Genomic DNA, 13,631 nt, shown 5'->3' with positions numbered 1-13,631 from the left:
TTTTTGAACCACTAAGTTCACTAAGCGCACTAAGACCACTAAGTTTTGGCGCGCGCTAGGAAAAGCGGTCCAAGCGAGGTCAAGACGTGAGGTCAAAACTCCAAGCAACTCACAGCCCCACTCTATGCCACTCCATGGGCTAAAAGCGTCTCGCCGGACCAGAGGTCCGGACCCAGCAAAACTCTAAGCAACTCCATGCTATACTCCATGTCACTCCATGGGCTATAAGTGCTCCGCCGGACCAAAGGTCCGGACCCCTCCAGAAAAAGTTTACTCCCCAAAATCAGCCAAATCCCGCTCCCCCGGCAAGGCGGGCGGAATACAGAGCAAAGCCAAATCAAGGTGGGTCCCGGTAAAAACATTCCGGTCAATATTGCCCACCACCCCGGGCAGGTTGCCAGCATCCGTGTACTGCCAGAACTCAAAAGAGCGGCCACAGACCGTGACGGGTTCGTCTTTGTCGTAGCGGGCCAGCCACAAGGGGTACTCATCGAGCTGCCCCGCCAAAAAGCGGTTGTAAAAATGCTGACCGGTGTAAATGATCGGCTTCACGCCGTAGTGGACTTCCGCCATCGTGGCCCATTGCTTAATGGCCGCCACAAGCTGGGCCGGAGATAGCTTACCCCGCTCCTCTACGTCCAGCACCGGCGGCAAATCGCCCGGCAGCAGGTCTACTGTTTTGAAAAACAGGTTGGCCTGGGTGGCCGCCGCTACTTCCGGCCGGAAAAAATGGTAAGCCCCCCGGCGGATGCCCGTCCGGCCAGCCGCAAACCAGTTGCCTTCAAATGCCCGGTCGCGCAACTCCCGGCCCTCAGTGGCTTTGATGAAGGCGAAGTCGTGCCCGTCGGCCACCAACAAATCCCAATCAATTACGCCCTGGTAATGGCTCACGTCAACACCGGTCACCTCGTAGCGATCGGCAACGGCCGTATCGTCGGGCAGGCAAGCCGTCAGCAGGGCCAAGGGCAAGAGCAGGAGGAGTTGTTGGAGATTACGTAAGATGGTAAAAAAGCACTGATTACGCCGGTAAGATAAGGAATTGCCAAATGACCGCATCTCCCACCCGGAAATTTGTCCGGCAGCTTGCCGTTCCACCGGGTGGGAGAGGCCGTCCACGCTTACTGCGCGCTGACGAAGCCGCGGATGTTCCAGTTCACCCGTTCACTGCCGGTGATCTGGTTAAAACTTGTCCAGGCTCCGCTGGGGGTCTGGAGGCGGTCGCCATTGGGGTTGTAGTTGAGGCCCTGGTCGCAGCCGACGGACTGCCCCGGGTTGAGCAACTCGGTTTCGATGCCGATCCAGATGCCATCACCCGTCAGTTCCACCGGGTTCGTCAGGAAATGCTCAATCCAGCCCGTGGTATTGATGCGCTGGGTAAGGTTGATCTCGTAGAGCACCGCCCCGGGGGCGTTATTGTCCGCTCCCGCTCCGTAAACGATGAGGGAGGTGGAAAGAGGGATTTCCTGCAGGTAAAACTGCACACTCTCCAGGCTCCGCCCCGCGTACTGCTGGGTGATGTTGCCAGGAAAAAAGGCGGCGAAGGTGGTAAATCCAGCCCCGTTGTTGGGTGCCGAAAATTGGGGACCGTCGTAGCTCAGCACCGCAGTGCCATCGCCATCGTCGTCTTCGCAGGAAGACCAGGTAAATACGCCCAGCGTAAGGACGAGCAGTAGGGTAAGGGAAGAAAATTTCATTGGTAGATCATTTGATTATGGGACCGAAGTTCGGTCTTAAGACAGTTAAGAAGCTATTATGGCTTAATAAAGTCGTCTTAAAATCTTGGCCTTGGCCGCCGGAGTTCGTCGTTTCAACAATCCGCGCCGCATTGCCGGAGGGGTTTTACCTTTGCCCCATGGCCGCACCACCTACTTCCATTCGCGCCACCCAGGCTGCGCTCGATGCCGGGGACCTGACAACGGTCCAGCTCGTTGAAGCTTACCTCGCCGCAATCGAAGAAAATCGCCACCTCAACATCTACGTCGAGGTTTTCGCTGAGGAGGCCCTGGCCACCGCAGCCCGACAGGATTGGGCGCGGACGCAGGATGCAAGGCTCGGTAAACTAGCCGGGGTAGTCATCAGCATCAAAGACGTGATCTGCTACGCGGGCCACGGGGCCAGTGCCGGGTCGCGCATGCTGGAAGACTTCGTTTCCCCCTACACCGCCACTGCCCTCCAGCGCCTGCTCGACGAAGACGCCATCGTGATCGGGCGCACGAACTGCGACGAGTTCGCCATGGGCTCCGGCACCGAAAACAGCCACTACGGCCCCACCCGCAACGCCGCCGACCCCGCCCGCGTCCCCGGCGGCAGCAGCGGTGGCGCCGCCGTCTCCGTCCAGGCCGGCACCTGCCTCCTCGCCGTCGGCTCCAGCACCGGAGGCTCCATCCGCCAGCCCGCCTCCTTCTGCGGCCTCTACGGCTTCAAACCAACCTACGGACGCATCAGCCGGCACGGACTCATTGCCTACGGCTCCAGCTTCGATCAGCTCGGATTCCTGGCCCACAATGCTACCGACATCGCCCTGGCCCTCCAGATCAGCGCCGGTGCCGACCCCTACGACGCCACCGCGCCCAACAAAGAAGTTCCCCTTTACGCTAAAGCCGACCCCGACCGCAGCCCCAAAAAAATCGCCTACTTCGCCGACCTCCACTCCAGCGAAGCCATCGACCCCGCCATCCGCCAGGCGATGCAGGATACGGTCGATGCCTTCCGCGCCGCCGGCCACACGGTATCTCCTGCCAGTTTTTCCTACTTCGATTACGTCGTCCCCACCTACTACGTCCTCACCACCGCCGAGGCCAGCAGCAATCTCAGTCGCTTCGACGGCATGCGCTATGGCTACCGCAGCCCCGCCGCCCAAGACCTCGCCGAAACCTACACCCTGAGCCGCTCCGAAGGCTTCGGCACCGAAGTCCAACGCCGCATCCTCCTGGGCACCTTCGTCCTCAGCAGCGGCTACTACGACGCCTACTTCGGCAAAGCCCAGAAGGTGCGCCGCCTCATCCGGGATCAACTCCAGGGCATTCTCGATACCCACGACTTTATCCTCATGCCCGTCAGCCCCAGCCTGCCCTGGCCCGTCGGGGAGCAAACGGACGACCCCGTTGCCAATTATCTGGCCGACATCTACACCGTCCTGGCCAACCTCGCCGGCCTGCCCGCCATCGCCGTCCCTACCCCGCCGGCTGGCCACCTGCCCGTCGGCTACCAACTCATGGCCGACCACTGGGAAGAAGCCGCCCTGCTCAACTTCGTCCGCGGCCTCGCAGATTAAACGTAAGACCTGGGTGAGGGTGTCCCCACCGGGGCGTCCAGGTTTCGGTTGCCCCCCTCAACCAAGATGCTGCGCAAGCCCCACAACCCTATTCCTCTTCAATTTTCCGGAGTTGCTCCACGTCGTTCAGGTCCCGGTATCGGCCAGCCGCCAGTTTGGCAGCAATCAAATCCCGGTGATTGATCACCCGCACGGCCAGGTCCTCAAATTCGTAAATGCTGGATTGAGCGTAAACTTCCTCAAAAACGAGGCCTTTAACCCGCGTCATCAAGTCAATCGCACTCGGGGGAACCCCAAAGGTGAACACATCGAATTTGTCCGGCGCCAGAAAATTTGCCTCGGTCATATCAAACGTAGGCATACCAAAATCAGCGAAGGCCAACTCGAGCAATTGGTAATTCTCGGACGTAGGCTGCACCCAAATGTCCAAATCACCCGTAGTCCGGGAATAGCCGTGCAAAATAACCGCGTACCCGCCTACTAAAAGGTAAGCAACACCCGCTCGATTAAGCGCGTCGATAAAGTCTTTGAAGTCGGAGTTAAATACGTTAGCCATGCGGCGAATGCGAATTTTTGCGACGGAACGGTCAACCCGCATGGGTGCATCCGGTGCAATTCCCCAGGCTTGCCGAATCAGGAAATCAGCGGCCAGCAAGCGCTCCGCCGGGCTACGCTTGCGCCAGTACCGGATCTGGTCATCGGCGCTAGCAAAAGTATTGGCCCGGAAGGCAGTTCGGTCCAGTTTGAACATTGCCCAAAGCTAAGGTTTTGTAGGCAAAAAAGCCGCCATTGCAGGAGTGCCAAGTAAGTAAAAAGGGAAATTCCTCCCCACCTAGCGAGCCAATTCCTCAGCAAAGTGCCACAGCACCCCCGCCGGATCCAGCAGGTGGATCTCCCGCAGGCCCCAGGGGTAATCCGTCGGTGCTTTCCAGCGGACGCCGGGGTAACGATTGACCAGGTCCGCCGCCTGCAACTCCGCCCAGAGGCCGTCCAGGTCGTCGACGAAAAGGAAAAGCATGGTGTTTTCCGCCCAGTCCTTTACGTAAGCATCTTGTAGGTAAAAGGCCGAGTCCCCCAGCTCAAACAAAACCATTTTGGGGTCAATGGGCCGCTCCGTTGCGCCCAGGTCGCGGTAAAAAGCCCGCGAGGCAGCAAAGTTTTTGGCCGGTACAAAAGCCCGGAGGCCGGAGGTGCGTTGGAGAATGGACATACGTGGGGGGAATGATTGAAGGGAACAGCCCATAAAACGAAGCGGGCACCAGCAGGGTTGGCTGGTGCCCGCTTCCGGGTGGTCTAGTGCGCGAAGGGCTTATTCAGGGACCGTCAACGAGCCATCCATGGCTTTTTGCTGGAGGTTCTCGCTGGCTTTGATGCTCACTTCTACGCGGCGGTTCTGGGCGCGGCCGGCGTCGGTGGTGTTGCTCGCAACGGGAGCAGATTCACCGTAACCGGTGGTCTTCATCCGGCTGCGGGCCACGTTATGGGCGGCCAGGTAATCGGCTACGGAAGCGGCGCGCTTCTCGCTCAGGCGCTGGTTGACGCTGTCGCTACCGACGTCGTCAGTGTGTCCGCCAATGAGGATGTCGGTATCGGGGTAGCGGGCGAAGACGGAAGACATCCGGTCAAGTTCCGCCATGCTCGCTGCCGTCAGGCTGGCCTTACCGAATTCGAAGAGTACACCACCATCGAAGGTAACGGTAACGCTCTCGGTGATGGTCTCACCGGTTTCGGGGTCAACGGTTTCTACTTTATCGACTTTTGCACCGGGCACTTCTTCTTCGAGTTCCTTGGCTTGCTTGTCCATGTACTTACCGATGATGGCACCGGCCGTACCGCCGATGACGGCACCGATTACGGCACCTTTGGTTCCGTCACCACTCCCTTTGCCGATGGCACCACCGATGACACCGCCGGCGGCACCGCCGATGACGCCGCCTTTAGCAGACTTGCTGGCGTTGCAGCCCATGCCCACGAAGAGCACCGTAGCGAGGAGGGTAAGAAAGAATAGTTTTGCGAATTTTTCCATTTTGCTTTGCTGTTGGTTTACGTGATTGAAACGGTAGTTGCAAGACGCATGTTCGTCTTGTTGGTCACCACCCCACCGCAATTTTTTGGAACTAAGGACCAACAATTCAGGCACTAGTGGGCGCCACGGACCGGGGGGCCGGGGGGTGGCGGGCAGCTAAGAGCCCGGCAGTGATTTTAGCGGAGAGCAAACACAGGGGAACACCGCCGCCCGGGTGCACGCTGCCGCCCAGGAAGTAGAGGCCGGAAATCTCCTGACTGAAGTTGGGGTGCCGCAAAAAAGCCGCCAGGGGGTTGTTGCTGCTCGTGCCGTAGAGGGCCCCCTGGTGAGAACCGGTAAGTGCTTCCAACTGGGGCGGCGTGACGATTCTTTCTTCCACAATGAGGGCCTCCAGGTCCTGGGCAGCAGGGGCGCTGGACGCAGGTGCAAGGAGCTGTTGGGCGAGCCGGGTGAGGACCCGCTCGCGCAGGCCCCGTGTCCATTCGTCCCAATCCTGCCCCGTATCCGCCGGAGCGTTGACCATGACGAACCAGTTTTCGCAGCCCGCCGGGGCGTCGCTTTTGACGAGTTTGCTGCTGATGTTGACGTAGACGGTGACGTCTTCGGCCAGTTCGCCGGCTTCGAGGGCGGCGAACTCCCGCGCGTAGTCGTCGCTGAAAAAGATGTTGTGCAGGCCCAGTTCGGGGAATTCGCGGCGGATGCCCCAGTAGAAAATGACGGCACTGGTGCTTTTTTGCTGGCGCAGGGTGCGGGCGGGCTTTTTCGCCCCGGGGAGGAGTTTATCGTAGGCCAGCCAGACGTCCATGTTACAGACAACGTTGTCGGCGGGCAGACTTCCCCCGCTCGTTGTTACCCCAACCACGCACCTGCGTTCGCGCCGGATCTCCGTCACCCTGGTATTGAACCGGAAATGCACCCCTAGCCGCTGGGCGAGTTCGAAGAGCGACTGGCTGATGTCGAACATCCCACCCTCGGGCAGGTAAGCGCCGAAATGGTGCTCGAAGTGGGGGATCATGCTGAGCAAGCCCGGGGCTTTGTAGGGGTTGGAGCCGTTGTAGGTGGCAAAGCGATCAAAGAGCTGGATGAGCTTGGGGTGGCCCAGATCGCGGGCGTGTACGGCGTGCATACTGCGGAACAAGTCGAGGCCGGGGATGCGGAGGAGGGCGGCGGCCACGCTCCAATCCAGCCAGGTGGCTGCCCGGTGAAGGGATTTTTCGAGGAAGGTGCGCCCGGTGAGCTCGTACTTACGGGCGGCGTCGGCCATGAAGTCGGCCACCCGTCCGGCAGGTACCCCGAAGGTAGCGGCGGCGGCCCGGGCCAGATCGTCGGTAGCGGCCGGGGCGGTGAAGCGCGTGCCGTCTTGCCACCAGTAGTGGCATACGTCTGGCAGGCGTACGTAACGAAAGTGCTCGGCGGGGTCTTCGCCGGCGAGCGAGAAAAGCTCATCCACGTACTGGGGCATAGTGAAAAGGCTGGGGCCGAAGTCGAAGCGGTATTCGCCCAGGCTGAACTGGCTCAGCTTGCCGCCGGGGCCTCCGTTGGCTTCGCATACGGTGACCGTATGGCCAGCCTGGGCCAGGCGAACGGCGGCCGCCAGGCCCGCAATGCCAGCGCCAATGATGATGGTTTGCATATCCTTATATATATGGTCGCAAGAATACAGCAGTAAGGGCAAAACAGCCGTAAAGTTCGTGACCGCCCCCGGGGGCCCGCCACAGGCCGCAAATCGCCCGTTCCGGGGGTATGAAAACCTAAACTGCGGGCATCCGTACAAAGTCAGGGTCCTGGCACCTTTTCGGCTTGTATGAAATCAGGAATGCGGGTACTCGGGCTTTTTGTCTAAGCTTTTACTAGGTTTTTGCCCCGAAAACTTAGACAAACGTAATTAATTTTCATTTTTTACTGAAAATTTAAAATATTTGACAATCGTCTAACAATCCTTTAAATTACTGTTAATCAATCACTTGTATTTAAAATGTCTGCTAAGCGTGCCCGGAAGTTTCCATATGTAAGCCTTACGACGGTCTGAAAACTTGCACAACATCTAAGCTTTCCCTAACTTTACTTCAACAAAGAAGCAAAAGACCTTACTTATGATGACCCAGGGAGAATTTTTCACCGAGTTTAGCCGCATGACTTCCATGCTCAATGCCTTTGCCTACAACCTTACGAAAAATTCGGAGGATGCCAAGGACTTATACCAGGAGACCGCCTTCCGTGCAATGACCAACCGCGACAAGTTCCGGCCCGGTACCAACCTGAAAGCCTGGCTCTTCACGATTATGAAGAACATCTTCATCAACAACTACCGCAAGAAGGTGAAGGCCAATACCATTATGGACAATACCGATAACCTCTACTACATCAACTCCGGTGCGGAGACGGTAGAGAACGATGCCGACAGCAACATCCTGATCAAGGAGTTAACGGGCATGATTGAGGTGTTGGACGACAGTACGCGCATTCCCTTTCTGATGCACTACCAGGGCTTCAAGTACCAGGAGATTGCCGACCACCTGAGCCTGCCGCTGGGTACGGTAAAAAGCCGCATCTTTTTTGCGCGCAAAGATCTTAAGTCGCAGATCAGCCGGCAGTACGGCAAGTTGCGCGAAGCTTAGCAGTTCCCGCCCCGGGTCTGCTGCTGAATAGTGTCTAGTAAACTATCACTTTAACCAAAGACACTTCCGTCCGCCGAAGCCCCGTGCTCCGGCGGATTTTTTTTGCACTTTTGCGCCATGTCTGCTTCCCCCGATTGGCTTTTTTTCCGTTCTGCCCTCCTGGCCTGGTACCGGCCCGAGCGGCGGCCCATGCCCTGGAAGGCCCATCCCGACCCCTACTGCATCTGGCTGAGTGAGATCATTCTGCAGCAGACGCGGGTAGAGCAGGGCCTGCCTTACTACGAACGCTTTGTGGAAGCCTACCCTACGGTGGGCGACCTGGCGGCTGCGGAGGACGCTGCAGTGATGAAACTCTGGGAGGGCCTGGGCTATTACTCCCGCGCCCGCAACCTGCTCAAGGCCGCCCGCTACGTGGTGGCGCAGTACGGGGGGGAGTTTCCGGCTACCTACGAGGGGCTGCTCACCTTACCGGGCGTGGGACCGTACACGGCGGCGGCCATCGCTTCTTTTGCCTTCGGTGCGCAGGTGGCGGTGCTGGACGGAAACGTGTTCCGCATCCTCGCCCGCTTTGCCAACGACGCTACGCCGGCAGACACTGGCCCGGGCCGCAAGCACTTCGGAGCGCTGGCCAGTGCCGCGCTGGGCGACGCGGCCGCTCCGCTTTACAACCAGGCCATTATGGACTTCGGTGCCCTGGTGTGCACCCCGCGCAAGCCCGCCTGCCCCAGCTGCCCGCTCCGTACCCACTGCCGGGGCTACGCGCTGGCCACCTGGCCCGAATTGCCCGGCAAGACCAAGAAGATGGCCCGGCGCACCCGCTATTTTCACTACCTCGTCATTACTGACCGGGCGGGCAACACCATCGTACAACAACGGTTGGAGAAAGACATTTGGCAGGAACTCTTCCAGTTCCCCCTGATCGAAACAGCACAAGCCGGTGGCCAGGTAACGGACCTGGTTCATCACCCCGATTGGCCCGGTTGGCTCCCCGCCGGAGAACTGCGGCTGGAAAAAAGCAGCCCCCCCTATCAGCAACAACTGACCCACCAGACCATCGAAGCCGTCTTCCACACCTTCACCTGGGAGCAAATGCCAAAAAAAATTTCGGGTTACGCTTTGATAAAAAACAAAATGTTTATTAAATTCGCCTTTCCGCGGGTCATCACCCGGTTTTTAGCGGATAAACGGCTGTTGCTGGACCTCTTTTCCTAGTCCTGCCGCCTGCCCGTCTTGTCCGCTTCCCTTTAACCACCAACAAAAACAGCAATGATCAACAAAGTCACCCTCGTTGGCCGCCTTGGCGCGGATCCCGAAATCAGAACCCTGGAAAGTGGAGCAATGGTAGCCCGCTTTGGGCTGGCCACTTCCGATAGCTACAAAGACCGTGCGGGCGAGTGGCAGGAGCAGACCGAATGGCACGACGTCATCCTCTGGCGCAACCTTGCCGAGCGGGCCCAGGAATACCTCAAAAAAGGCAGCCTCGTTTACATCGAAGGCAAGCTCACCCACCGCAAGTGGCAAGACAAAGACGGCAACCCCCGCAAAACTACCGAGGTGGTAGCCAACTATTTCCGCATGCTGAGCAGCCGCAGTGACGAAGGTGGCAACAGCAACTACATTCCACGCGAAGAGCCCGCCCCCACCATGTCGGCTCCCCCACCCCGCAATGCGTCTCCGGCCACTCCCAACACCGCCGCTGCCAACAGCTTTGAGGACGATGGTGGATTCCCCGCCGACCCCGGGGAAGACCTGCCGTTCTAGTGGGCCAACCTCCTGGCCGGATCAGCGCGCAGTACTTTCCCCACTCTGCGCAGGAAGGACTATCTTTGCCCCATAATTTATTTCCTCCTGCCCGTTGGACGTCTCCGACTTACCGTATTGGTATTTTTCCCCGTTGCTCATGATCAATTCCGGACTGGAATTGGCCGCTGGCTTCTTGGCAATTGCCGTCCTGCTGTTTCTATCGGGCCTGATTTCCGGGTCGGAAGTCGCCTTTTTCTCGCTCACGCCCAATGACTACGAGGAAATCCAGGATATGGACAACTCCTCCAGCAAACTCCTGCTGGAACTGAAGGAAAAGCCCCGCCGATTATTGGCCACCATCCTGATTGCCAATAACTTCATCAACATTGCCATCGTCCTCATCTCGGAATGGCTCCTCAAGACCCTTCTGCCGGATGAACTGACCCAGGATTGGGGGCGGGCGCTGATCGAGCTTTTCTCCCTTGAGGGAAGCGTTGACCAGGAGATCCTCGCTACGGTCCTCCGCTTCAGCATTACGGTAATTGGCGTGACCTTTCTGCTGGTCCTGTTCGGCGAAGTCGCGCCCAAAGTCTACGCCCGCTACAACAAAGTACCGTTGGCCCTGCGGATGTCTCGCCCGCTCAACCTGATGATGGGCTTTTTCCGCCCGCTCACCTTTACCCTCGTCAACGGAGCTGCCGTAATTGAGCGCCGGCTCGAAAACCATACCCAAGACATCGTCGCCGCCAGCCAGCAGGACATTGACGAGGCCATTGACCTGACGGTAAAACTTCAGGAAAGCGGTGAGGAAGGCCAACGGCAGGATGTGGACATCCTCAAGCGCATCGTCCAATTTGCCAACGTTACCGTGCGGCAAATCATGCGCTCCCGGGGCGACGTCATCGCCGTGGAAAAAAACATCGACTACCACGCCCTGCTGGCCATCATCCGCGAAAACAATTACAGCCGACTGCCGGTATACGAGGAGGACTTTGACAAGATTCGCGGCCTGCTCTACGTAAAGGATTTGCTTGGCCACCGCAACGAAGGCCCCGAGTTCGACTGGTTCCAGCTCGTCCGCGAAGACGTCCTGTACATCCCCGAAAACAAGCGCATCAGCGAATTGCTCAAAGAGTTTCAGCAAGAGAAAATGCACCTTGCCATCGTCGTCGATGAATACGGCGGCACGGAAGGCATCGTCACGCTGGAAGACGTTTTGGAGGAAGTGATTGGCGACATCCAGGACGAATTCGACGAAGACGACGAGATCATTTACGAGCAAATCGACGACCTCAATTTCATCTTTGAGGGCAAGACCCTGCTCAAAGACGTCTGCCGCATCCTCGACCTGCCCACCTCCACCTTCGACGAGGCCAAGGGGGACGCGGAGTCCTTCGCGGGCCTCTTACTGGAGCTGCTCGGGCAGTTCCCCGTGGCCGAGCAAGAACTGGAATTCCGGGATTTCCGCTTCAAAATCGTCTCCATCACCCACCGCCGCATCGAGGAAATCCTCATCACCTTACCCAGTAAGGAGGAGTAAGGGGCGCGGTCGCAGGTGCCGGGGCTAGTGAAGGAGCGACCAACGTAGGCAGCAGCCCCGCTAATGCGTGAATGGCGTAAAGGAAGTCCCGCTCCTACCGGGAAACATTATCTCCCCGCAAACCAGGCAAAAGTGCGGCACTCGGCAATGGCTTTCTCGTAAAATTCGGTGTCGGGGTATTCATCCCGCAGCAAGCGGAAGTAGGTGAAGGGCCGTGCTCCGCCGGGTCGGCCCGCAGCGTAGTGGGCGTTGCGTTCGGTCTTCGCGGCGTAATAGATGATCTCTGCGGCCGCTTCCCGGTTGGGCGCGCGCGTAAGGGCCCGCTCGAAGTAGTAGCGCGCCCGGTCCATGCTGAAGTTTTCGCGGTTGCCCAGCGGGGCTTCGGGATGGCTAAACAGGGCGTCGGGATTGGCCTGGGCCGCTGCCCGCGCCGCGCTGGTGGCCGAGCGAAAGGGGTCTGCCATGCGCCAGTTGTAGCTGTAGTAGCTCATATTATAGTGCGCCAGGCCAATGTTGAAGTAGTTGCGGGCGGCAATGGTGTCGTTGGTCGTCCGGCGCGCTTCGTCTTCCAACTCCAGCAGGCGTTCGAGTAAGTCAACCTTATTGTAGCGCACTACGGCCGCGGAAGGAGAATAATTGACCCGGTCGTGAAACTGTTTTTCGAAAGGCGCAAAAGTGCCGTAGAGGTCGCGCCGGGCGGTGGGGATGCGCTGAAAGATTTCCAGAGCCGTCTCCCACTGCCCCATCTGCAGGTAGTGGATGCCCAGGAGGTCATTGATGTCGTCCCTGGCGTTGGGGCCCACCCGATTGGCCAGCAGTCGCTTGTCAAAAGCATTGCCCAAAATACTGTCGGCAACGACTTCCAACTCGCGGATCATCGATCTTTCCGGGTTTTTCTGCAGCGCATCGAAGCCGTAGCGGAGCAGGGCGGCTTTGCCCCGCTGCCCGGAACGGAGGTACACTGCCTCCAGCTTATCGTTGACCATCGGCTGAAAATCGGGGTAACGGCTTTGGATGTTTTCCCCGACGAGCAGGTCGTAATAGTGCATTTCAACGGAGTCGGTTACCCGGTCGAGGGCCAGCACCTGCATCACCTGGTTGAGGATGTCCACCTGCTGGCGGATGCTGTCGTTTTTGGCGGCGGCGGCAACCTCGCCGAAGGTCCTTCGGGCGTAGTAATAATCTCCGGCCAGCATTTCGATGAAGCCCCGGGCCAGTTTCCACACTTCGGGGTTGGCAGCATTGCCAGCGGTCACGACCTTATTAACGAAGGCCTGCAGGGTAATCAGGCGCTGGGCAGCGTTAGGGCGGGGACGGCGGGCCCGTACCTGGTTTTCGCGGCGGTTGGGGTTGAAGTCGAGCCCCAGCAGGTCGCTTTCCAATTCCAGCAATTCCCGCATCAAAAGCGGCTCCAAGGCGCGGTTGGCGGGTTCGAGGGTGTAAACGCTGACCATCTCTTCCAATACTACAGCCCGTCCGTTCTGGGCCCGCAATACGTGAAGCATCGCCCGTTCGTGGTCGTTCGCACAGAGGTTGCTGGTTGCCCGCCACTCTTCGTCGGTGCGGATTTTGAAGCTTTCGTAAGCGCTTTGGCGCTTGCTCGGGCAGCGATCAAAAATGCGGCTGAAGAGGTAAGCTGCGCGGGGGTAGTCCCCCAAAGCCTGCAAAGCCCCCGCCCGGTGCCCCTCGATCCAGTCGTAGATGATGCTGGGGTCAGCCTCAATTTTGGGCATAAGGTAATCGTAGAGCCGGATAACGTATTCGTGCTCCTGCAGGTAATGGGCCAGGCGAATGACCTGATAGGCGTAGCGCAGACGGACGTAGTGGCTCTCCAGGCTTTTGAACTGGTCCAGCCCTTCGTCGATCAAGCGTTCCATCTCCACCCGCTGTAACTCGCGCCCGTCAAATGCATTGCGGGGGCGCAGTACGTAGGGCTCGGCGCGTTTGGCAAAAAGGAGGTACTCTACGACCTCGCGACAGCGGTAGGCGATGAGATGACGGGCAAAGGTGTTGCTGCGCAGCGAGCTGGGCAAATCCGCCGCCTTTGCCCCTTCCTGGCCGAGGAGCGTCAGTAAGCGACGCAGTTCATCTTCTTCGCCCTCGTAAATAAGGGCCCGAATATCGGGCTGCTCTACCTCTTCGCAGTAGCGCTCGTGCCATTCCGCCACGTTATCGAGCACCTGGCGGTTGTCCTTTTCCTGCTGCGCTTCCCGGTAGGCATTGCCAAAGGCGAGGTAGAACGGGGAGATGTTGGCGTCAAAATCCACCAGCGCGGGATTCAGAAACTGGTAGCCGTAGAAGGTCGGTTCGCACTGCGCGAGCAGGGATGCACCGCAGCCCAATGACAATAAAAAGCAGAGATTTCGGATCATGTTGCCGCCAAGATAGCGAAAATGGCTGGTGGCAAAAATACGCCCTAAGCACGAGCAA

Annotated in this window: 12 protein-coding genes; 5 read left to right on the top strand and 7 right to left on the bottom strand. The window is 58.7% G+C overall.

Translation table 11 applies throughout. From position 1 onward, the window contains the following. Positions 1–270 precede the first annotated feature (270 nt). Entirely contained in the window at positions 271–1,056 is a 786-nt protein-coding gene (locus tag H9S92_RS01280) for a glycoside hydrolase family 25 protein (protein ID WP_187464914.1), read from the bottom strand. Positions 1,057–1,118: 62 nt separating this feature from the next. Next, positions 1,119–1,694: a hypothetical protein gene (locus H9S92_RS01275; RefSeq protein WP_187464913.1), complete on the bottom strand. Its 576-nt coding sequence runs from the start codon at positions 1,692–1,694 to the stop codon at positions 1,119–1,121. Positions 1,695–1,852: 158 nt separating this feature from the next. Here H9S92_RS01275 and gatA point away from each other — a divergent pair, with 158 nt between their 5' ends. Beyond that, positions 1,853–3,274 carry an Asp-tRNA(Asn)/Glu-tRNA(Gln) amidotransferase subunit GatA gene (gene gatA / locus H9S92_RS01270; protein WP_187464912.1) on the top strand — a complete coding sequence of 474 codons (1,422 nt, stop codon included), beginning with the start codon at positions 1,853–1,855 and terminating at the stop codon, positions 3,272–3,274. Between the two features lie 88 nt (positions 3,275–3,362). On the opposite strand, the gene H9S92_RS01265 is transcribed toward gatA, so the two are convergent. The 4 genes from H9S92_RS01265 to crtD all read right to left on the bottom strand — a co-directional run bounded on the left by H9S92_RS01265 (position 3,363) and on the right by crtD (position 6,933). After that, a complete protein-coding gene (locus H9S92_RS01265) occupies positions 3,363–4,025 on the bottom strand; it encodes a hypothetical protein (protein ID WP_222935928.1) in 663 nt (220 codons plus the stop codon). Positions 4,026–4,106: 81 nt separating this feature from the next. Continuing rightward, positions 4,107–4,484 (bottom strand): VOC family protein, encoded by a 378-nt coding sequence (locus tag H9S92_RS01260; RefSeq protein ID WP_187464911.1) that lies wholly within the window; start codon positions 4,482–4,484, stop codon positions 4,107–4,109. Between the two features lie 99 nt (positions 4,485–4,583). Then, positions 4,584–5,300 (bottom strand): OmpA family protein, encoded by a 717-nt coding sequence (locus H9S92_RS01255; protein WP_187464910.1) that lies wholly within the window; start codon positions 5,298–5,300, stop codon positions 4,584–4,586. 106 nt (positions 5,301–5,406) lie between these two features. Continuing rightward, complete coding sequence (gene crtD / locus H9S92_RS01250; RefSeq protein ID WP_187464909.1) at positions 5,407–6,933, bottom strand: 1-hydroxycarotenoid 3,4-desaturase CrtD; 1,527 nt, start codon at positions 6,931–6,933, stop codon at positions 5,407–5,409. A 463-nt stretch (positions 6,934–7,396) separates the two neighbouring features. Between crtD and H9S92_RS01245 the strand changes: the two genes are divergently transcribed. The 4 genes from H9S92_RS01245 (at position 7,397) to gldE (ending at position 11,201) form a co-directional block, all read left to right on the top strand. After that, positions 7,397–7,918, top strand: a complete 522-nt coding sequence (locus tag H9S92_RS01245) for an RNA polymerase sigma factor (RefSeq protein WP_187464937.1) — start codon at positions 7,397–7,399, stop codon at positions 7,916–7,918. Between the two features lie 117 nt (positions 7,919–8,035). After that, the gene (gene mutY / locus H9S92_RS01240; RefSeq protein ID WP_187464908.1) at positions 8,036–9,130 is read left to right on the top strand and encodes an A/G-specific adenine glycosylase; all 1,095 of its coding nucleotides are present in this window, start codon (positions 8,036–8,038) and stop codon (positions 9,128–9,130) included. Between the two features lie 54 nt (positions 9,131–9,184). Continuing rightward, positions 9,185–9,679: a single-stranded DNA-binding protein gene (locus H9S92_RS01235; protein WP_187464907.1), complete on the top strand. Its 495-nt coding sequence runs from the start codon at positions 9,185–9,187 to the stop codon at positions 9,677–9,679. A gap of 139 nt (positions 9,680–9,818) precedes the next feature. After that, entirely contained in the window at positions 9,819–11,201 is a 1,383-nt protein-coding gene (gene gldE, locus H9S92_RS01230; protein WP_187464906.1) for a gliding motility-associated protein GldE, read from the top strand. A 107-nt stretch (positions 11,202–11,308) separates the two neighbouring features. Here the strand turns inward: gldE and H9S92_RS01225 are convergent, their stop codons facing one another. Beyond that, on the bottom strand, positions 11,309–13,573 hold the full coding sequence (locus tag H9S92_RS01225) for a hypothetical protein (RefSeq protein WP_187464905.1): 2,265 nt from the start codon (positions 13,571–13,573) through the stop codon (positions 11,309–11,311). Positions 13,574–13,631: the final 58 nt, after the last annotated feature.

Origin of the sequence: Neolewinella lacunae (assembly GCF_014349155.1) — a bacterium.
GTDB classification, from domain to species: domain Bacteria; phylum Bacteroidota; class Bacteroidia; order Chitinophagales; family Saprospiraceae; genus Neolewinella; species Neolewinella lacunae.
This window is presented reverse-complemented; position numbering and strand designations above follow the sequence as displayed.

Excerpts from the sequence above, each read along its gene's own strand:
- H9S92_RS01280 (WP_187464914.1), bottom strand. The coding sequence starts at position 1,056 with ATGCGGTCATTTGGCAATTCCTTATCTTACCGGCGTAATCAGTGCTTT.
- H9S92_RS01275 (WP_187464913.1), bottom strand. The coding sequence starts at position 1,694 with ATGAAATTTTCTTCCCTTACCCTACTGCTCGTCCTTACGCTGGGCGTA.
- gatA (WP_187464912.1), top strand. The coding sequence starts at position 1,853 with ATGGCCGCACCACCTACTTCCATTCGCGCCACCCAGGCTGCGCTCGAT.
- H9S92_RS01265 (WP_222935928.1), bottom strand. The coding sequence starts at position 4,025 with ATGTTCAAACTGGACCGAACTGCCTTCCGGGCCAATACTTTTGCTAGC.
- H9S92_RS01260 (WP_187464911.1), bottom strand. The coding sequence starts at position 4,484 with ATGTCCATTCTCCAACGCACCTCCGGCCTCCGGGCTTTTGTACCGGCC.
- H9S92_RS01255 (WP_187464910.1), bottom strand. The coding sequence starts at position 5,300 with ATGGAAAAATTCGCAAAACTATTCTTTCTTACCCTCCTCGCTACGGTG.
- crtD (WP_187464909.1), bottom strand. The coding sequence starts at position 6,933 with ATGCAAACCATCATCATTGGCGCTGGCATTGCGGGCCTGGCGGCCGCC.
- H9S92_RS01245 (WP_187464937.1), top strand. The coding sequence starts at position 7,397 with ATGACCCAGGGAGAATTTTTCACCGAGTTTAGCCGCATGACTTCCATG.
- mutY (WP_187464908.1), top strand. The coding sequence starts at position 8,036 with ATGTCTGCTTCCCCCGATTGGCTTTTTTTCCGTTCTGCCCTCCTGGCC.
- H9S92_RS01235 (WP_187464907.1), top strand. The coding sequence starts at position 9,185 with ATGATCAACAAAGTCACCCTCGTTGGCCGCCTTGGCGCGGATCCCGAA.
- gldE (WP_187464906.1), top strand. The coding sequence starts at position 9,819 with ATGATCAATTCCGGACTGGAATTGGCCGCTGGCTTCTTGGCAATTGCC.
- H9S92_RS01225 (WP_187464905.1), bottom strand. The coding sequence starts at position 13,573 with ATGATCCGAAATCTCTGCTTTTTATTGTCATTGGGCTGCGGTGCATCC.